We start from the raw sequence: 19434 nt of genomic DNA on the forward strand, positions 1-19434 counted from the left end.
TGCCGCTATAATGCGGCGTCTATTTTTCCGGAATGTCTTCGGGACGCTTCTGGTGACAGGGATTAGGTTCTGCCTGCAGAGGCCGTCCCGATTGTTGGATACGGCGCATTTAATGTGTGGTGTCTGAAGTTGACCGAGCACGTGATTTTTTGAGGTAACAAGATGACAGTTTCAGTAGAAACCACTCAGGGTCTGGGCCGTCGCATTTCGATTACTGTTGCAGCTGACAGCATCGAAAGCGCAGTGAAGAAAGAACTGGTGGAAGTGGCTAAGAAAGTCCGTATCGACGGTTTCCGTAAAGGCAAAGTGCCGGCAAACATCATTTCTCAGCGCTACGGTGCTTCTGTTCGCCAGGACGTGCTGGGCGAGCTGATGACGCGCAACTTCGTTGACGCCATCATCAAAGAGAAAATCAACCCAGCTGGCGCACCAAACTACGTGCCAGGTGAGTACAAAGAAGGTGAAGATTTCACCTACGCGGTTGAGTTCGAAGTGTATCCTGAAGTTGAGCTGAAAGGCCTGGATGCTATCGAAGTCGAGAAGCCAGTGGTTGAAGTCACCGATGCTGACGTTGATACCATGCTGGAAACCCTGCAGAAGCAGCAGGCGACCTGGAAAGAGAGCGATGCAGCAGCGACTGCTGAAGATCGCGCAACCATCAACTTCTCCGGTTCAGTAGACGGCGAAGAGTTCGAAGGCGGCAAAGCGTCTGACTTCGTACTGGCGATGGGCCAGGGTCGTATGATCCCAGGCTTCGAAGAAGGTGTTGTTGGCCACAAAGCGGGCGAAACCTTCACTATCGACGTGAAATTCCCGGACGATTACCACGCTGAAACCCTGAAAGGGAAAGACGCGAAGTTCGAAATCGTGCTGAAAAAAGTGGAAACTCGCGAGCTGCCAGAGCTGACTGAAGAGTTCATCAAGCGCTTTGGCGTTGAAGATGGTTCCGTTGCCGGTCTGCGTGCAGAAGTGCGTAAGAACATGGATCGCGAGCTGAAAGGCGCTATCCGTAACCGCGTGAAATCTCAGGCGATTGATGGTCTGGTTGAAGCTAACGACATCGACGTGCCAGTGGCGTTGATCGACAGCGAAATCGACGTGCTGCGTCGCCAGGCTGCTCAGCGTTTTGGTGGCAACGAGAAGCAAGCTTTCGAGCTGCCACGTGAGCTGTTCGAAGAGCAGGCTAAACGTCGCGTTGTTGTTGGTCTGCTGCTGGGCGAAGTGATTCGCATCAACGAGCTGAAAGCAGACGAAGATCGCGTTAAAGCGCTGATCGAAGAGATGGCTTCTGCGTACGAAGATCCGCAGGAAGTGATCGAGTTCTACAGCAAGAACAACGAGCTGATGAACAACATGCGCAACGTTGCACTGGAAGAGCAGGCTGTTGAAGCGGTTCTGGCGAAAGCCAAAGTGACCGATAAAGCAACCAACTTCCAGGAACTGATGAACCAGACCTCAGCGGCCTGATTCGTTAGTTAACCGAAAGTGCGAAGCCCGCGACTGAAAAGTCGCGGGCTTTTTCGTTTTAAGGCGCTAACCGCACAGATTTGTCCTCTATTTGCCTAATTAATCGGCAAATTGTTCGCTAAGCTCTTTTTCCGTGTTAGCGAATGGGCAAAAGGTTGTTATGCTTGAAACAACTGGGCAGCATCCCCAGATACAGGGAGAATGCATGAAAACAGTGAGACTGGCTGATTAACCGTCCTGTTATGTCGGAGTGAGAAGGCAGCGCATAGTTTTCCCGACGCGCCTCACGTAATATCGGTACAGAATGTTGCCAATGAAATTTATCAGGAGACGGTAATGTCATACAGTGGCGATCGTGAATTTACTGCACCGCACATGGCGCTGGTGCCAATGGTGGTCGAACAAACCTCGCGCGGCGAGCGTTCATACGACATTTACTCCCGCCTGCTCAAAGAGCGTGTGATCTTCCTGACCGGCCAGGTTGAAGATCATATGGCCAACCTGATCGTGGCGCAGATGCTGTTTCTGGAAGCTGAGAATCCTGAAAAAGACATTTATCTCTACATTAACTCGCCAGGCGGTGTAATTACTGCCGGGATGTCGATTTATGACACCATGAAATTCATCAAGCCGGACGTCAGCACCATTTGTATGGGTCAGGCTTGTTCGATGGGTGCGTTCCTGCTGACTGCAGGTACCAAAGGTAAGCGCTTCTGCCTGCCGAATTCCCGCGTCATGATTCACCAGCCGCTGGGCGGTTATCAGGGCCAGGCGACGGATATTGAAATCCATGCGCGTGAAATTCTGAAAGTGAAGCAGCGTATGAATGAGTTGATGGCTGAACATACCGGCAAATCACTGGAAGAGATCGAACGCGACACTGAGCGCGATCGTTTCCTCTCTGCCAGCGAAGCGGTAGAGTATGGCTTGGTCGATTCCATCCTGACGCATCGCCAATAAGACACATCTGGCTGCCCCTTACGCTATAGTTAACGGGGCAGCACGATGAGTTGCATGAATATCGGCCGTTGATGTGCGGCCAGTGCCGTACACCAAATTGGGTCTGAGAACGAAAAGAGGTTAGCTGATGACAGATAAGCGCAAAGACGGTTCAGGTAAGTTGCTGTACTGCTCTTTCTGCGGCAAAAGCCAGCATGAAGTCCGTAAGCTGATTGCCGGGCCGTCAGTGTATATTTGCGACGAATGTGTTGATTTATGCAACGACATCATTCGCGAAGAGATTAAAGAAGTGGCTCCGCACCGTGAGCGCAGTGCACTGCCGACACCGCATGAAATCCGCCATCATTTAGATGATTACGTCATCGGTCAGGAAAGGGCGAAAAAAGTGCTGGCGGTAGCGGTCTATAACCACTACAAACGTCTGCGCAACGGCGATACCAGTAATGGAATCGAACTGGGCAAAAGTAACATTCTGCTGATCGGTCCAACCGGTAGCGGTAAAACCTTGCTGGCTGAAACCCTGGCGCGTTTGCTGGATGTTCCGTTCACCATGGCGGATGCCACCACCCTGACCGAAGCCGGTTATGTGGGTGAGGATGTGGAAAACATCATCCAGAAATTGCTGCAGAAGTGTGATTACGATGTGCAGAAAGCACAGCGCGGTATCGTTTATATCGATGAAATCGATAAGATTTCTCGTAAGTCAGATAACCCGTCAATCACGCGAGACGTTTCCGGTGAAGGCGTTCAGCAGGCGTTGCTGAAGCTTATCGAAGGGACCGTTGCTGCGGTTCCGCCGCAGGGTGGACGTAAGCATCCACAGCAGGAGTTCCTGCAGGTTGATACGTCTAAGATCCTGTTCATTTGTGGTGGTGCTTTTGCTGGCCTCGACAAAGTGATTTCCCAGCGCGTGGAAACCGGATCCGGTATCGGCTTCGGCGCTACGGTGAAAGGTAAATCGCAAAAAGCCAGCGAAGGCGAGTTGCTGTCGCAGGTTGAGCCAGAAGATCTGATCAAATTTGGTCTGATTCCAGAATTCATTGGTCGTCTGCCAGTGGTGGCGACGCTGAGTGAATTGAGTGAAGAAGCCCTGATTCAGATTCTGCGCGAACCGAAGAATGCGTTGACCAAACAGTACCAGGCTCTGTTTAACCTTGAAGGTGTGGAGCTGGAGTTCCGTGATGAAGCGCTGACGGCGATCGCTAAGAAAGCGATGTCACGCAAAACCGGCGCGCGTGGTCTGCGTTCTATCGTAGAAGGTGCGCTGCTGGAAACCATGTACGATCTGCCATCGATGGATGACGTGGAAAAAGTGGTGATTGATGAGTCAGTGATTGACGGTCAATCCGAGCCGATGTTGATTTATGGTAAGCACGAAGCTCAGGCTTCTGGCGAATAAATAAACAATCTAACCATGTTGTTATCTTAAAAAAGGGGAAAATGTTTCCCCTTTTGTTTTTCTCTCTCCCCTGACATTGAATGTCGACCAAGCATCCCCATATACTCAATATCCTGTGGGTTGAACTGCAAACTTCTTTTACGCGGTACCCATCACCTGGCGGACATTAAACTAAGAGAGAGCTCTATGAATCCTGAGCGTTCTGAACGCATTGAAATCCCCGTGTTGCCTTTGCGCGACGTGGTGGTTTATCCGCACATGGTAATTCCGTTGTTTGTTGGTCGGGAAAAATCGATTCGTTGCCTCGAAGCGGCAATGGATCATGACAAGAAGATCATGCTGGTTGCCCAGAAAGAGGCTTCAACGGATGAACCTGGTATTAACGATCTCTTCTCTGTAGGGACCGTCGCTTCCGTATTGCAGATGCTCAAGCTGCCCGATGGCACGGTGAAAGTGCTGGTTGAAGGCTTGCAGCGTGCGCACATCACCACACTGGCTGATAATGGCGACCATTTTGTTGCCCAGGCCGAATACCTGATCTCGCCGGAAATTGAAGAGCGTGAGCAGGAAGTGCTGGTGCGTACGGCGATTAATCAGTTTGAAGGCTACATCAAACTGAATAAAAAAATTCCTCCTGAGGTTTTGACCTCACTGAACAGCATCGACGATGCGGCGCGTCTCGCCGACACCGTGGCAGCGCATATGCCGCTGAAGCTGGCTGATAAGCAGTCAGTGCTGGAAATGTCCGACATCAACGAACGTCTTGAATATCTGATGGCGATGATGGAATCCGAAATCGATCTGCTGCAGGTTGAGAAGCGCATTCGCAATCGCGTGAAAAAGCAGATGGAGAAAAGCCAGCGTGAGTACTATCTGAATGAGCAAATGAAAGCCATTCAGAAAGAGCTGGGCGAGATGGATGATGCGCCGGACGAATACGAAGCGCTGAAACGTAAAATTGAAGCGGCAAAAATGCCGACTGAAGCGCGCGAAAAAGCCGAAGCAGAACTGCAGAAGCTGAAAATGATGTCGCCGATGTCTGCAGAAGCCACCGTGGTACGCGGTTATATCGACTGGATGGTTCAGGTTCCGTGGGTCGCGCGCAGCAAAGTGAAAAAAGACCTGCTGAAGGCGCAGGAAACGCTGGATACCGATCATTACGGTCTGGAACGCGTGAAAGACCGCATTCTTGAGTATCTTGCGGTGCAGAGTCGCGTTAGCAAAATTAAGGGCCCGATTCTGTGCCTCGTCGGACCGCCAGGCGTGGGTAAAACCTCGTTGGGTCAGTCGATCGCGAAAGCCACCGGCCGTAAATATGTGCGTATGGCGTTAGGCGGTGTACGTGATGAAGCGGAAATCCGTGGACATCGCCGTACTTACATCGGTTCTATGCCGGGCAAACTGATCCAGAAAATGGCGAAAGTTGGTGTGAAGAACCCGCTGTTCCTGCTGGATGAGATCGATAAGATGTCGTCCGATATGCGTGGCGATCCGGCTTCGGCACTGTTGGAAGTGCTGGATCCAGAGCAGAACATTGCGTTCAACGATCACTATCTGGAAGTGGATTACGATCTCTCCGATGTGATGTTTGTGGCGACCTCTAACTCCATGAACATCCCGGCACCGCTGCTGGATCGTATGGAAGTGATTCGTCTCTCGGGTTATACCGAAGATGAAAAACTGAATATCGCCAAACAGCACTTACTGCCGAAACAGATTGAACGTAATGCACTGAAAGAAAAAGAGATCAGTGTTGACGATAGCGCCATCATCGGCATTATCCGTTACTACACCCGTGAAGCGGGCGTGCGTAGTCTGGAACGTGAACTCTCCAAGCTGTGCCGTAAAGCAGTGAAAACGCTGCTGATGGACAAAAGTAAGAAGAGCATCAAGATTAATGGTGAAAACCTTCACGACTTCCTGGGCGTGCAGCGCTTTGATTATGGTCGAGCGGACACTGAAAACCGCGTAGGTCAGGTCACCGGTCTGGCATGGACGGAAGTGGGGGGCGATTTGCTGACCATTGAAACCGCCTGCGTACCGGGTAAAGGCAAACTGACTTACACCGGCTCACTGGGTGAAGTGATGCAGGAGTCTATCCAGGCGGCGCTGACAGTGGTTCGCGCACGTGCGGAGAAACTCGGCATCAACGGGGATTTCCACGAGAAACGTGACATCCACGTGCACGTGCCGGAAGGGGCAACGCCGAAAGATGGTCCAAGTGCCGGTATAGCCATGTGTACGGCGCTGGTTTCTTGTCTGACCGGTAACCCGGTGCGCTCTGATGTGGCGATGACAGGTGAGATCACTCTGCGCGGTCAGGTGTTGCCGATTGGTGGTCTGAAAGAGAAGCTGCTGGCCGCGCATCGCGGTGGCATCAAAACCGTGTTAATCCCGGATGAAAATAAGCGCGATCTGGAAGAGATTCCTCAGAACGTGATTGCCGATCTGACCATCCATCCTGTGAAGCGTATTGAAGAAGTGCTGAACCTGGCACTGGAAAATGCGCCTTACGGCATGCAGGTTGCGACGGCAAAATAGTGATTAACGGCAAAAACCGTTAAAAAGCGAAGCTGGCAGGCCAAATGGTGCTTGCCAGCTTTTTTTTGTGCCGCTAATTTAGGGGGCTGTTGAATCAACGATTAAGATGAATACCGTTGTTTCAGCTCCACAGGCTTGATATAACTGGCTGCGCGTTCGCACCGGGCGGGAAGCGCGGGTGCGATGTGAATAATAAAAGAGGGGATGAATAGAGTGAATAAGTCACAGTTGATCGACAAAATTGCTGCAGACGCTGACATTTCTAAAGCAGCAGCGGGACGTGTGTTAGATGCATTCATGGGCTCCGTTTCTGACGCGCTGAAAGGCGGTGATGAAGTGGCACTGGTTGGTTTCGGTACTTTCTCTGTACGTGAGCGTGCTGCTCGTACAGGCCGTAACCCGCAAACCGGTAAAGAGATCACCATCCCGGCTGGTAAAGTTCCGGGCTTCCGTGCAGGTAAAGCACTGAAAGACTCAGTCAATTAATGACCGCTGACACATCCATTGAAGCATTTTCTTCTATGGATTGAGGACGAAAAAGCCGTTCTCATGTAACATACGGGCACATCATTTTTGATGTGCCTTTTTTATTCTTGATGCGCGGCGATGGCCACAGGCTATTGTCTCCGCATGGTTGCCAACTGCCAGCCTGAACAGCAGTTGCACGATGATGACATCGTGTCAGAGCTTTACATTCACACTACAGCGGAGTGTTGTCATACCATGATGGACAATTTACGCGCGGCGTCGAATCATGTCGTGCTCAAGATCATTCTGGGATTGATCATCCTGTCTTTCGTACTGACCGGGGTGGGCAACTACCTGATCGGCGGTGGCAGCGATTATGCCGCCAAAGTTAATGGCCATGAAATTAGCCGTGCAGAGCTTGAGCAGGGCTTTAACAACGAGCGTAATCGTCAGCAGCAGATGCTGGGCGATCAATTCTCACAGCTGGCCAGCAATGAAGGTTACATGCAGCAGATGCGTCAGCAGGCGCTGTCTCAGCTGATTGATCAGGCGTTACTTGATCAATACATCAAAGATCTGAAGATTGGCATTAGCGATGATCAGATCAAGCAGGCGATCTTCAATCAAAAAGCTTTCCAGACTAACGGCAAGTTTGATAACGCGAAATACAACGGCTTAATCACTCAGATGGGCTTTACGCCGGATCAGTACGCGGCGGCACTGCGCAAGCAGTTAGCTACGCAGCAGTTGATCAATGCCATCGCTAATACCGATTTCATGCTGAAAGGTGAAACCAGCAAGCTGGTAGACCTGGTCTCGCAGCAGCGTGAAATTCGTCAGGCGGTGATTGATGTTAACGCGCTGGCAGCGAAACAAACGGCCAGTGATGATGAGATCAATCAGTATTACCAGCAGCATCAGAACAGCTTCATGGCACCTGAGCAGTTCCGCGTCAGCTACATCAAAATGGATGCTGCCAGCATGCAGGAAACCGTGAGCGAAGCGGACATTCAGAGTTGGTTCGATCAACACAAAGCTGACTACTCACAGCCGCAGCGCAATCGCTACAGCGTGATTCAGACCAAAACTGAAGCGGATGCCAATGCCGTTCTGGAAGCGCTGAAGAAGGGTGAAGACTTCGCCACGCTGGCAAAAAGCAAATCCATTGACCCAATTTCGGCACGCAAAGGCGGCGATATGGGTTGGCTGGAGCCGGGCACCACGCCGGATGAGCTGAAAAATGCCAACCTGACGCAGAAAGGCCAACTGTCTGGCGTGATCAAATCTTCAGTCGGTTTCCTGGTGGTACGTCTGGATGATATCCAGGCCGAGCAGATTAAGCCGCTGGCTGAGATCCATGACGCCGTTGCTGACAAGGTGAAGCAGGAAAAAGCAGTCGACGCCTTTTACAAGCTGCAGCAGAAAGTCAGTGAAGCGGCCAGCAATGACAACGAGTCGTTGGCGGGTGCTGCACAGGCTTCCGGTTTGAAAGTCACGGAAACCGGCTGGATCACGCGTGATAATGTTCCGGCTGAACTCGATTTCGATCAGGTCAAGCAGGCGATCTTCAACGGTGGACTGGTGGGCCAAAACGGTGCGCCGGGTAATAACTCTGACATCATCAGCGTCGATGGCGATCGTGCATTCGTGCTGCGCATCAGCGAGCACAAGCCTGAGGCCGTTAAACCGCTGGATCAGGTGAAAGCGCAGATTGCCGATACCCTGAAGCATGACAAAGCGACACAGCAGGCTAAAGCTCAGGCCGATAAGCTGCTGGTTGATCTGAAAGCCGGTAAAGAAGATGCGCTGAAAGCGGCAGGCTTGACCCTGAGCGCCAGCAAATCCTTTGATCGTAATGCACAAGATCCGGTTGCGCAGTCTGCCTTTAACTTGCCACAACCCGCGGAGAACAAACCGTCCTGGGGCGTGAGCGAAGATATGCAGGGCAACGTGGTGCTGGTCGCACTGGATAAAGTCAGCCCGGGTAATATGCCGCAGGCGCAGATTGATGAGATGGTGAAAGGCGTGACGCAGAATAACGCACAGATTGCGTTTGAAGCGCTGCTGGAAAACCTGCGCAAAGACGCGAAAATCAAATACGGCGCGGCTGCACAAAACCAGTAAGCCTCACAAAAAATGTGAATCCGCTGCAACACTCAAAGGCCGCTTCTGCGGCCTTTTCCATTTCTGGAATTGCCCTTTTGAGCCTGAAAACACGCTGTGACACTCTGCTGTGGCTGTCAAACACAAGGAGAAACACAGCATGGTGAAATCAACTTTTCGCGCTCTATGTATCACGCTGGCGCTGGGTGGCGCACTCTATACCACCGGACTGTCCGCGGCCGAAAGCCCCAGCGAAACGCAGGCGACGCAAGTATCCTCGCCGCAAGAGGGACAGGTCAGCATCAATCAAGCCAGCGCTGAACAGCTCGCAGCCGCAATGAACGGCATCGGCCTGAAGAAAGCTCAGGCGATTGTCAGTTACCGCGAGCAATATGGTCCGTTTACCGCCATCGATCAGCTTAAGGAAATACCGGGCATCGGCAATGCGCTGGTCGAACGTAACAGCGATCGCCTGAAACTGTGAGGCGGGTCGCGACTTTGAAGGATTGATAAAGCACCCAATCAGGCTGTGCTATGCTCAACAGGTCATACCAGTTGGCATTCACAGTCTGAACAGGAGCAACAATGCAAACCACAATCAAAGTACGCGGCTATCATCTGGACGTTTATCAGCATGTGAACAACGCACGTTATCTCGAGTTTCTGGAAGAGGCGCGCTGGCAATGGCTGGAGGATGTCGATGCTTTTCACTGGCTGATGGATCAGAAGCTGGCGTTTGTGGTGGTCAATATCAATATTAACTATCGTCGTCCGGCGGTGCTGGGCGACGTATTACATATTGAGAGCGAAGTGTCACAGTTGAATGGCAAAAGTGGCATTATTTCGCAGCGCGTGCTGCTGGCGGGTGATAACACCGTGGTGGCAGACGCCGCGTTAACTTTCGTCTGCATCGATTTGCGTACGCAAAAAGCGGTACCGATGGAAGGGGAGTTGCGCGACCGTTTGTCGGCATTGATGGTAGAAAGCCATTAACAGCGGAGAGAGCTGGCGTCAGAAACGCCAGCCAGCGAAGCCGCTTAATAAGTTCCAGCTAGTTAAGTAGCCCAATGAGTTGCAGCGAACGAAGACGCTCAATCAGTTCCTGCTAGCGAAGCAGCTCAATTATTTCCTGCTAGCCAATCAGCTAAACCCTCCCAACCAGCCAGGCCGCGCAATCACTGCGAGCCAACGATTTAGCGCAATCAGTTAAGGCCGCTTTTTTGTTTCATCGCTGCCATGACGGCTGAAGCATTAGCCTGATAATCCGCCAACCCGCGCGCGCGCAGATGGCAAGCCGCGCATTCACCACAGCCATCGCCTTTCACGCCGTTATAACAGGTCAGGGTTTCCGCCCGCACCAGTGGCAACTGCTGCCAGTAATCGGCCAGCGCCCAGGTTTCCGCTTTATTCAGCCACATCAGTGGCGTTTCGAAGCGAACGTTGCGCGCCATACCGAGACTCACGGCATTGTTGAGCGCTTTGACAAACTCATCGCGGCAATCAGGATAGCCGGAGAAATCTGTTTCGCAGACACCGGTAATCACCGCCTCGGCTTCCACCTGATAGGCGTAGATAGAGGCTAAGGTCAGGAATAGAATATTGCGGCCCGGCACAAAAGTGCTCGGCAACCCGCTGGCGTCAGGATCGTAAGTGGGCACTGGAATGTTATCGCGCGTCAGGCTGCTGACTGCCAGCTCATTGAGCAGCGTCACATCCAGTACTTTGTGTGCACGCGCCCCCAGTTTGTGCGCCAGTTCTGCCGCGACTTCAATCTCTTCGCGATGGCGCTGACCATAATCGAAGGTGACACAGTGCACTTCATCATACTGCTGCAGTGCCTGAATCAAGCAGGTGGTGGAATCTTGTCCGCCACTGAATACGACAACGGCTCGTTTCATCTCAATTTCCCCAAAAATCAGTGCGTCTATGGTACTGGCTCGGGCGCGGGCTGAACAGTCCCTGCGGTTGCGGGCGGTGGAATCCAGGCGCGGGTGAAATCAAACCAGCCCAATGTATTGAGCTGGATGCCTTCAACGCCGGGCGGGGCAAACACCTGATAGCGATAGTTAAACAGCGGCAACAGATGTCCGTCACCCATCAGCTGCTGGAACAATTGCTGTGTTAATGCTGCGCGTTGCTCTGGGTCGGGCTGATGGGCGATAGCGATGAGTGGCGCTTGGAGTACCGGGGCACGTAAGGGAGTCCATACGGGATCGTTCTCCAGCCAGTTCACCAGGGTAAACAGCGGCGCATCGCCAATTAAACGGTCACCCATCACCACATCGGCATCGCTCAGGTCGATATCGTCACGCCAGTTTTTCACATCATGAAAAACGCAGGTTAATTCGCAGCCCTGTTGGGCCAGCAAAGGCACCAGCGCCTGCGCCATCACATGCAGTTCGATAGGGAGATGGTAGTGCAGTGTCAGTCTCTCAGGTAGTTTGACAGTGGTCATCCCGGCAGAGGGAACGGGCCAACCGGGCAGCAACTCCTTGCTCGCGGAAATCAAGCCTTCATCCAACGGTAACTGCTGAATCACGCCACTGTGTTGTATTAATGCAATCAGTGTTGTTGCCTGAGCAGCAGTGAAACTGGCGGAAATGCGCGGTGCCAGATAACAGAAGCCGAGGCTGATGCTGTGATCGACCGGGCGCAATGCGTCCAGCTCGTCAGGATCACCAATGGCGATTTGCACCGGGTGGCGACAGCTGGTGCCGAGACCATGGGCAAACAGCTGTGGAGTAATCCAGTATTCCACCACCTGAATCAGCGGTCGTTGCAGATGCCAGCGGGCATGACTTTCCAGGCGAACCAGCTCATCGGTGAAATGGGTCAGCTTCCAGGGGCCACTGCCTATATCCACTGCATCAGGATGTGGCAGCAGGCAGTATTGATGTGCCAGACGCTGCGGCAGCCAGTAGTCGCTCTGACGCAATTGAATACGCAGAGCCAGCGGATGTGGCGCCTCAATGCGTTCGATAGAGGCCAGCAGGCGACTGCCGCGCACGGTTTGCATAATCTGCTGTAACTGAGCAACCAGCTGCGCAGCTTGAATTGGCTCATCGTTGTGCCAGCTGAGCTGAGGTCGTAACTAGAAATACCAGTCACAGCCGCTGCCATCATGTTGCCAGTGATGCGCAAGATCACCTTCTACATCGTCGCCATTAAAGCGCGTCAGGCCAGAGAAAATCTGCCGTACCAGGTGCTGCTCAGCCCTTCCGGTTAGACGCAGCGGCCGCAGCGGCTCCATCGCGCGATAATAGGGAATGCGCAGCACCGGTGCCTGGTTCTGCCATTGGCCGCCCATCAGCGGCCGCAGCATTTTCACCAGCCGCTCAGGATGAAGATCCAGTACCTGCAACGCTTGTATCGCTTCGCCCGCTTCCAGTTGCTGGGTTAGCAGCTGCTGGCGAAGTTGTTCAGGTGAGATCAGAAATGTCAGTTCGCCTTGTTTTCCGCGACCGGACTCGCCGCGCCAGTGCAGCCAGCCTGCATCCTGCCACTGGCGTAATAAGGTACGTACATGGCGCTCACTGCAAAAACAGTGTTGTGCCATGGCGGCTACGCTCAAACGCAGAGGCTCGCCCTGGCTGAGTTGCCACAGGCGCTGAAATTGATTAACCCGATGAAGTTGGCGCATGGCTAAATCCGGAACAGTTTCCTGAAAGTATTCACTATTAGTTCCGTAATTACCAGGCGATAGTAGATTCCTCACTCAGACAGGAGAAATTGCATGGCTCGCCTCGCGGCATTTGATATGGATGGCACGTTGTTACTGCCGACGCATCGGTTAGGGGATGAAACCATCGACACCCTGCATGCCTTGCATCAGCGCGATATCACCATTGCCTTTGCCACGGGCCGCCATCTGATGGATGTGCAGGTGGTACGTGAACAGCTCACCCTGCCGGCCTGGTTGATCACCGGCAATGGCACACGCATTCACGATCTGGAAGGTCAGCAGCTGTTTGGCTGTGATCTGTCCTCTTCTGTAGCCGAAGAGGTGATCCACACGCATTGGCAAACGCCTGCATCAATTCATATTTTCAACGATGAGGGCTGGTTCACCGATAAACCGTTGCTGGGAGCATTGGAAGCACACGTGATGAGCGGCTTCCATTATCAGCTGCGCGATTTGCGTCAGATGTCGGCGCATGAGGTGACCAAAATTTGCTTTATTGCGCCGCATGAGATGCTGCAGGCGTTAAAAGTAGAGTTGCAGCAAGCCCTGGGTGAGCGCGCCAATATCTGTTTTTCCGCATGGGATTGTCTGGAAGTTCTGCCGCTGGACTGCCACAAAGGCGCGGCGCTGGCGCATCTGTGCCAGCATCTGTCGCTATCAATGGCGGATTGTATGGCGTTTGGTGATGCGATGAATGATCGCGAAATGCTGGAGCGCGTTGGCAGCGGGTTCATCATGGGCAACGCCATGCATCAATTGAAATCGTCGCTGCCGCATTTACCGATTATTGGACATTGCGAGACACAGGCGGTGTCTCATTACTTAAATCACTGGATGAGCACACCACACCTCGATTATTCCCCCGAATGCTGAGGCTTACAGTGAACCGGACAGGATGTCCGGTTTTTTATTGCATACCCGTCATACTTCGAATTGCAGGTGCGTTGGCTGCACTCGTTTACCCGAATCACTTACTCCAGTAAGCTCATCGGGATGCTCTCGTTTGCCGCCTTCCTGCAATTCGAATTATTTAGGGTAAAACTCACGCAGCCACGGCTGAATATCCCCGATATGCTGCGCGACCCACTCTGGGTTGTAATAGGTGTCCGGATAACGCTCACCACTGTCGCACAGTAGTGTCACCAGCGAACCTTGCTCGCCATTTTCCCGCATGCGTTTCGCCACCTGCAGCATGCCCCAGAAGTTGGTGCCGGTTGAAGCGCCAGGGCGACGACCCAGAATTTTCTCCAGATGAAGCATCGCAGCCACTGTCGCGCCATCGGGTACTTTGATCATTTCGTCGATCACATCCGGTAAAAACGACGGCTCCACACGCGGACGTCCGATGCCTTCAATCATGCTGCCGCGATCGCTGCGCAGCGCGCTGTCACGACTATGCCAGAAATCAAAGAACACGGAGTGCTGCGGATCCACCACCAGCAGACGCGTATCGTGCCCTTGATAACGGATATAGCGGCCCAGTGTGGCCGAAGTCCCGCCGGTTCCCGCGCTCATCACTACGGTATGCGGCACCGGGAAAGGTTCATGCGCCATCTGACGGAAAATACTTTCTGCGATGTTGTTGTTGCCGCGCCAGTCGGTGGCGCGCTCGGCATAGGTGAACTGATCCATAAAATGACCGTTGAGTTCACGCGCCAGACGTTCCGATTCGCTATACAGCTGACAAGGATCGGCAACGAAATGGCACTCGCCGCCGTAAAAACGGATCATTTCAATTTTGCGTTTCGCCGTGCTGGCGGGCATCACGGCAATAAATGGCAGACCCAACAAACGCGCAAAATAGGCTTCTGACACCGCCGTGCTACCGGATGACGCCTCAATGATAGGCGTATTTTCGCGGATCCAGCCATTGGCCAACCCATACAGGAACAGCGACCGCGCCAGGCGATGCTTCAGGCTGCCACTCGGATGGGTGCTTTCATCTTTGAGGTAAAAGCGGATGCCCGGAAAATCCTCCAGCGCAAAGCGAATAAGATGCGTATCCGCAGAGCGTTGAAAATCGGCGTTAATTTCATTGATGGCGTGGCGAACCCAGGGCGTTTGCATGTGACGAATCCGTAATCATTATTGTGCACAGTGTAAGGCACTGGCAGGAAAATAAGGTTGCTTTAATCCGGGTATAATGCCCGAATAAGAGAAAATTTTTCTCCTGGAGCGCCGAATGCTAGATAAAACTGACCGCACTTTGCTGGCGATACTGCAACAGGATTGCACATTATCACTGCAGGCCTTGGCGGATGCGGTGAATCTCACTACCACGCCGTGCTGGAAACGCCTGAAAAAGCTGGAAGATGATGGCATTATTCGTGCGCGCGTGGCTTTGCTGGATGGGGAGAAGATGGGCCTTTCTCTCACCGCTTTCATGTTTGTCAAAACACAACAGCACAGCAGCGACTGGTTTCAGCAATTTGTTGCCGTGGTACAGCAGATGCCTGAAGTGATGGCATTCTATCGCATGGCCGGAGAGTACGATTATCTGCTGCGCATCCAGGTGGCCGATATGAAAAGTTACGATGCATTTTATAAACGTCTGGTGAATGGCGTGCCAGGCCTGATTGATGTGACCTCCAGTTTCGCCATGGAAGAGATTAAATACACCACCGCGTTGCCGGTAGCGCCCTGAACGGGCACATAAAGAGAGCGTCTTGTGCGATTATTCAGCCAATTAAGTTGGTATTTCCTGCGCGAGTGGCGGCGATATCTGGGTGCCGTCAGCTTGCTGATTGTGATTGCGTTATTGCAACTGCTGCCGCCGCATGTGGTCGGCGTGATTGTTGATGGCGTGACGCAACACACTTTAAGTAGCGGCAAAATTTTCATGTGGATCGGCGTGATGCTGGTGACGGCAGTCATCGTCTATCTATTGCGCTATGTCTGGCGCGTGCTGCTGTTCGGTGCGTCCTACCAGCTCGCGGTTGAATTACGCGAAGATTTCTATCGCCAGCTGAGTCGCCAGCATCCGGCGTTCTACTTGCGTCATCGCACTGGTGATTTGATTGCACGCGCCACCAATGATGTGGATCGCGTGGTGTTTGCCGCCGGTGAGGGCGTCCTGACGCTAGTGGATTCGCTGGTGATGGGCTTAGTGGTGCTGGTGGTGATGAGCGTGCAAATCAGCTGGGAGCTGACGCTGCTGGCGCTAATCCCGATGCCGCTGATGGCGATTGCCATTCAGAAAGATGGTTCTCGTCTGCACCAGCGCTTCAAAGTGGCCCAGGCCGCGTTCTCCAGCCTGAACGACCAAACACAGGAGAGCCTCACCAGCATTCGCATGATCAAAGCCTTTGGCCTGGAGGATCATCAATCGCAACAGTTTGCTGACATTGCGCGCGACACCGGCAAGAAAAACCTGCATGTGGCGCGAGTTGATGCACGTTTCGATCCCATCATTTACATCGCCGTGGGTTTCTCTAACCTGCTGGCGATTGCGGGTGGTGGCTGGATGGTGTGGCACGGTAGTTTGACGCTGGGTCAGCTCACCAGCTTCGTGATGTATCTGGGACTGATGATTTGGCCGATGCTGGCGCTGGCGTGGATGATCAACATCGTTGAACGTGGGAGCGCGGCATGGAGCCGTATTCGCGCGCTGTTGGCGGAAGCGCCGGCGGTGGAGGATGGGCAGAAAGTCCTGCCCGCCGACGCTGGAGATTTACAGGTCGCCATTCGTGAATTCCATTATCCCGCCAACGCAGGCGCGGCGCTGAGCCATGTTAATTTTCAACTGAAACCGGGGCAAATGTTGGGGCTGTGCGGTCCAACAGGCTGTGGTAAAAGCACGCTGTTGAGTCTGATTCAACGTCATTTCGACATCGACCAGGGTGACATTCGCTACCATAACCTGCCGCTAACGCAGCTGCGACTTGATAGCTGGCGCAGTCGGCTGGCGGTGGTGAGCCAGACGCCATTTTTGTTCTCCGATACCGTGGCCAATAACCTGGCACTGGGGCGTCCGAATGCGTCTCAGGAAGAAATTGAGCGTGTGGCGCGCATGGCCTGTGTACACGATGACATTCTGCGTCTGCCGCAGGGCTATGACACTGAAGTGGGTGAGCGCGGTGTGATGCTTTCTGGCGGTCAAAAACAGCGTATTGCCATTGCCCGCGCGCTGTTGCTGAATGCGGAAATCCTGATCCTCGACGATGCACTATCCGCGGTGGACGGTCGCACAGAGCATGAAATTCTGCACAACCTGCGGCAGTGGGGCAAAGGCCGCACATTGATCATCAGTGCGCATCGTTTATCGGCGTTGACCGAGGCCAGTGAAATTCTGGTGCTGCAACAAGGTGCGGTGACTCAGCGCGGCGATCATGACTGCCTGCTAGCGAAAGAGGGATGGTATCGCGATATGTACCGCTATCAGCAACTCGAAGCGGCGCTGGATGAAGATGAAATCGCAGAGGAGGCGAATCATGGCTAAATCGCAACGTTTGTGGCCAACCCTGAAACGCCTGCTGTCATACGGTAAACCCTGGCGAAAATCGTTGTGGCTGGCGGTTGGCATGCTCTGGATCGCGGCGGCGGCAGAAGTCACCGGTCCGGTGCTGGTGAGCTACTTCATTGATAATTTGGTGGCGAAACACCAAATGCCTTGGGCCATCGCCATCGGGCTGCTGGTGTGCTTTATTTTGCTGCAACTGCTGGCTGCGGGTTTGCACTATTTCCAGGCGCTGCTGTTTAACCGCGCGGCGATTGGTGTGGTGCAGCAGTTACGCGTGGACGTGATGAACGCGGCGCTACGTCAGCCGCTTAGTGCCTTCGATACCCAGCCGGTGGGGCAGATTATTTCGCGCGTCACCAACGATACTGAAGTGATTAAAGATCTCTACGTCACGGTAGTAGCCACCGTGCTGCGCAGTGCGGCACTGATTGGCGCAATGCTGGTGGCGATGTTCTCGCTCGACTGGCGCATGGCGCTGGTGGCGATTGTCATCTTCCCGCTGGTACTCACGGTGATGCTGATTTATCAGCGTTACAGCACGCCGATTGCACGTCGTGTGCGTAGCTATCTGGCGGATATCAATAATGGTTTCAATGAAGTGATCAACGGCATGAGCGTGATCCAGCAGTTTCGCCAGCAGGCGCGCTTTGGTGAACGCATGGGCGAGGCCAGCCGCTCACACTATCTGGCGCGCATGGAAACTCTGCGACTGGACGGTTTCTTGTTGCGTCCGCTGTTGAGTCTATTTTCGGCGGTGATTCTCTGTGGGCTGCTTATGCTGTTCAGCTTTGCCACGCCCGGGGTGTTTGAGGTTGGCGTGCTTTACGCCTTCATTACCTATCTGGGACGCCTGAATGAACCGTTGATTGAGCTCACCACGCAGCAATCGATGCTGCAGCAGGCGGTGGTTTCGGGCGAGCGTATCTTCGAACTGATGGATGCCACACAACAGGGCTACGGTGGCGATAATCAGCCGTTGGCTTCTGGGCGCATTGCCTTGCACGATGTCAGTTTTGCCTACCGCGATGATCGGGATGTGCTGAGCCACATTAGTCTGGAGGTTCCGGCGCGCGGTTTTGTGGCGCTGGTGGGGCATACAGGCAGTGGCAAAAGTACGCTGGCGAATTTACTGATGGGATATTACCCGGTGACACGCGGTAGCATCGAGCTGGATGGTCGCCCCTTACCGCAGTTGACGCATGAAGCGTTGCGGCAAAGCGTCGCGATGGTGCAGCAGGATCCGGTGGTGCTGGCTGATACCTTGTTAGCCAACGTGCGGCTGGGACGCGATATCCCGGAAGAGCAGGTGTGGCAGGCACTGGAAAAAGTGCAGCTCGCCCCGCTGGCACGATCGATGTCAGAGGGCATTCATACGCGGCTGGGTGAACAAGGCAACAATCTGTCGGTCGGGCAAAAACAGTTGCTGGCGCTGGCGCGAGTGCTGGTTTCGCTGCCACAAATTTTGATTCTTGATGAAGCGACTGCCAACATCGATTCCGGTACCGAGCAGGCGATTCAGCATGCGCTGCGTGCACTACGCCAGCACAGCACGCTGGTGGTGATTGCGCACCGTCTTTCTACCATCACTGAAGCGGATCAGATTCTGGTGTTGCACCGTGGTCAGGTTGCCGAGCGGGGCACGCATGCACAGTTGCTGGCTCAACAGGGGCGTTACTGGCAGATGTATCAGCTACAGCAGGCGGGTGATGAACTCGCGGCGAGCATACCCGCGCAAGCAGAAGGGTGAATTGCACCTTTTTTGCGCAGATTTATCGGATTGTTCTGTATTGATGCACTTCTTTGAGGCTTAAAGCACCAAAGGGGTGCAATATTGCAACACCTTTCTTTTGTCCTGTTTCCAAACTGAGCCACCCATCACATAACGAAGTGCGATACAGCGCGTCCAGACCACTGACTGCTCACCTTTTTTCATTTATGGCACAGCGTTTGCTTATATCTCCTCGTGTCCGCGAGACTCACTCAATTTATTATCTGGAGGGGAACGTATGAAGCTGGTTACCGTGGTAATCAAACCATTTAAGCTGGAGGACGTGCGTGAAGCTTTATCCTCCATTGGCATTCAGGGACTGACTGTTACCGAAGTGAAGGGGTTTGGTCGCCAGAAAGGTCACGCAGAGCTTTACCGCGGTGCCGAGTACAGCGTGAACTTCCTGCCAAAAGTTAAAATTGATATCGCGATTGCGGACGATCAACTCGATGAAGTGGTGGATGTCATCAGCAAAGCCGCTTACACCGGCAAAATTGGCGACGGCAAAATCTTCGTCGCAGAACTGCAGCGCGTTATTCGTATTCGTACCGGCGAGACCGACGAAGCAGCACTGTAACTGGGGCTCT

Annotated in this window: 15 protein-coding genes and 1 pseudogene; 13 read left to right on the plus strand and 3 right to left on the minus strand. The window is 53.3% G+C overall.

What is annotated here, in order from left to right:
* The first annotated feature begins 162 nt into the window (after positions 1–162).
* The 8 genes from tig (at position 163) to F3J37_RS12825 (ending at position 9931) form a co-directional block, all read left to right on the plus strand.
* Positions 163–1467 carry a trigger factor gene (gene tig / locus F3J37_RS12790; protein WP_166933729.1) on the plus strand — a complete coding sequence of 435 codons (1305 nt, stop codon included), beginning with the start codon at positions 163–165 and terminating at the stop codon, positions 1465–1467.
* A 336-nt stretch (positions 1468–1803) separates the two neighbouring features.
* Positions 1804–2427: an ATP-dependent Clp endopeptidase proteolytic subunit ClpP gene (gene clpP, locus F3J37_RS12795; RefSeq protein ID WP_008103933.1), complete on the plus strand. Its 624-nt coding sequence runs from the start codon at positions 1804–1806 to the stop codon at positions 2425–2427.
* 127 nt (positions 2428–2554) lie between these two features.
* Positions 2555–3826, plus strand: a complete 1272-nt coding sequence (gene clpX / locus F3J37_RS12800; protein ID WP_034828109.1) for an ATP-dependent protease ATP-binding subunit ClpX — start codon at positions 2555–2557, stop codon at positions 3824–3826.
* A gap of 186 nt (positions 3827–4012) precedes the next feature.
* Positions 4013–6367 carry an endopeptidase La gene (gene lon / locus F3J37_RS12805; protein ID WP_034828111.1) on the plus strand — a complete coding sequence of 785 codons (2355 nt, stop codon included), beginning with the start codon at positions 4013–4015 and terminating at the stop codon, positions 6365–6367.
* 213 nt (positions 6368–6580) lie between these two features.
* A complete protein-coding gene (gene hupB / locus F3J37_RS12810; RefSeq protein ID WP_034828113.1) occupies positions 6581–6853 on the plus strand; it encodes a nucleoid-associated protein HU-beta in 273 nt (90 codons plus the stop codon).
* A 237-nt stretch (positions 6854–7090) separates the two neighbouring features.
* Entirely contained in the window at positions 7091–8959 is a 1869-nt protein-coding gene (gene ppiD / locus F3J37_RS12815; RefSeq protein ID WP_166933784.1) for a peptidylprolyl isomerase, read from the plus strand.
* A 139-nt stretch (positions 8960–9098) separates the two neighbouring features.
* Complete coding sequence (locus F3J37_RS12820) at positions 9099–9422, plus strand: ComEA family DNA-binding protein (RefSeq protein ID WP_034828115.1); 324 nt, start codon at positions 9099–9101, stop codon at positions 9420–9422.
* A gap of 101 nt (positions 9423–9523) precedes the next feature.
* Positions 9524–9931 (plus strand): acyl-CoA thioesterase, encoded by a 408-nt coding sequence (locus tag F3J37_RS12825; RefSeq protein WP_058962233.1) that lies wholly within the window; start codon positions 9524–9526, stop codon positions 9929–9931.
* 209 nt (positions 9932–10140) lie between these two features.
* Here F3J37_RS12825 and queC read toward each other — a convergent pair whose 3' ends face one another.
* Together queC and F3J37_RS12835 are read right to left on the minus strand one after the other, a co-directional pair.
* The gene (queC, locus tag F3J37_RS12830) at positions 10141–10836 is read right to left on the minus strand and encodes a 7-cyano-7-deazaguanine synthase QueC (RefSeq protein ID WP_058962234.1); all 696 of its coding nucleotides are present in this window, start codon (positions 10834–10836) and stop codon (positions 10141–10143) included.
* A gap of 26 nt (positions 10837–10862) precedes the next feature.
* A pseudogene (locus F3J37_RS12835) lies at positions 10863–12578 on the minus strand (SgrR family transcriptional regulator).
* 93 nt (positions 12579–12671) lie between these two features.
* Here F3J37_RS12835 and cof point away from each other — a divergent pair.
* Entirely contained in the window at positions 12672–13493 is an 822-nt protein-coding gene (cof, locus tag F3J37_RS12840; protein WP_166933731.1) for an HMP-PP phosphatase, read from the plus strand.
* 153 nt (positions 13494–13646) lie between these two features.
* Here cof and F3J37_RS12845 read toward each other — a convergent pair whose 3' ends face one another.
* Positions 13647–14687 carry a PLP-dependent cysteine synthase family protein gene (locus F3J37_RS12845; RefSeq protein ID WP_166933733.1) on the minus strand — a complete coding sequence of 347 codons (1041 nt, stop codon included), beginning with the start codon at positions 14685–14687 and terminating at the stop codon, positions 13647–13649.
* Between the two features lie 115 nt (positions 14688–14802).
* Between F3J37_RS12845 and F3J37_RS12850 the strand changes: the two genes are divergently transcribed.
* The 4 genes from F3J37_RS12850 to glnK all read left to right on the plus strand — a co-directional run bounded on the left by F3J37_RS12850 (position 14803) and on the right by glnK (position 19424).
* On the plus strand, positions 14803–15264 hold the full coding sequence (locus F3J37_RS12850; RefSeq protein ID WP_034828126.1) for an Lrp/AsnC family transcriptional regulator: 462 nt from the start codon (positions 14803–14805) through the stop codon (positions 15262–15264).
* Positions 15265–15288: 24 nt separating this feature from the next.
* Positions 15289–17058 (plus strand): SmdA family multidrug ABC transporter permease/ATP-binding protein, encoded by a 1770-nt coding sequence (locus F3J37_RS12855; protein ID WP_166933734.1) that lies wholly within the window; start codon positions 15289–15291, stop codon positions 17056–17058.
* The gene (locus F3J37_RS12860; RefSeq protein ID WP_166933735.1) at positions 17051–18826 is read left to right on the plus strand and encodes a SmdB family multidrug efflux ABC transporter permease/ATP-binding protein; all 1776 of its coding nucleotides are present in this window, start codon (positions 17051–17053) and stop codon (positions 18824–18826) included. Before F3J37_RS12855 ends, F3J37_RS12860 begins: the two co-directional genes overlap by 8 nt.
* A 259-nt stretch (positions 18827–19085) precedes the next feature.
* Positions 19086–19424 carry a P-II family nitrogen regulator gene (gene glnK / locus F3J37_RS12865; RefSeq protein ID WP_007886947.1) on the plus strand — a complete coding sequence of 113 codons (339 nt, stop codon included), beginning with the start codon at positions 19086–19088 and terminating at the stop codon, positions 19422–19424.
* Positions 19425–19434: the final 10 nt, after the last annotated feature.

It is taken from the genome of Candidatus Pantoea communis (genome assembly GCF_011752685.1).
In the GTDB taxonomy this organism is placed as follows: domain Bacteria; phylum Pseudomonadota; class Gammaproteobacteria; order Enterobacterales; family Enterobacteriaceae; genus Pantoea; species Pantoea communis.

Bases quoted from the DNA above. Each gene is read 5' to 3' on its own strand.
- cof (WP_166933731.1), top strand. From the start codon at position 12,672: ATGGCTCGCCTCGCGGCATTTGATATGGATGGCACGTTGTTACTGCCG.
- F3J37_RS12825 (WP_058962233.1), top strand. From the start codon at position 9,524: ATGCAAACCACAATCAAAGTACGCGGCTATCATCTGGACGTTTATCAG.
- clpP (WP_008103933.1), top strand. From the start codon at position 1,804: ATGTCATACAGTGGCGATCGTGAATTTACTGCACCGCACATGGCGCTG.
- F3J37_RS12845 (WP_166933733.1), bottom strand. From the start codon at position 14,687: ATGCAAACGCCCTGGGTTCGCCACGCCATCAATGAAATTAACGCCGAT.
- ppiD (WP_166933784.1), top strand. From the start codon at position 7,091: ATGATGGACAATTTACGCGCGGCGTCGAATCATGTCGTGCTCAAGATC.
- F3J37_RS12860 (WP_166933735.1), top strand. From the start codon at position 17,051: ATGGCTAAATCGCAACGTTTGTGGCCAACCCTGAAACGCCTGCTGTCA.
- glnK (WP_007886947.1), top strand. From the start codon at position 19,086: ATGAAGCTGGTTACCGTGGTAATCAAACCATTTAAGCTGGAGGACGTG.
- tig (WP_166933729.1), top strand. From the start codon at position 163: ATGACAGTTTCAGTAGAAACCACTCAGGGTCTGGGCCGTCGCATTTCG.
- F3J37_RS12850 (WP_034828126.1), top strand. From the start codon at position 14,803: ATGCTAGATAAAACTGACCGCACTTTGCTGGCGATACTGCAACAGGAT.
- lon (WP_034828111.1), top strand. From the start codon at position 4,013: ATGAATCCTGAGCGTTCTGAACGCATTGAAATCCCCGTGTTGCCTTTG.
- F3J37_RS12820 (WP_034828115.1), top strand. From the start codon at position 9,099: ATGGTGAAATCAACTTTTCGCGCTCTATGTATCACGCTGGCGCTGGGT.
- queC (WP_058962234.1), bottom strand. From the start codon at position 10,836: ATGAAACGAGCCGTTGTCGTATTCAGTGGCGGACAAGATTCCACCACC.
- clpX (WP_034828109.1), top strand. From the start codon at position 2,555: ATGACAGATAAGCGCAAAGACGGTTCAGGTAAGTTGCTGTACTGCTCT.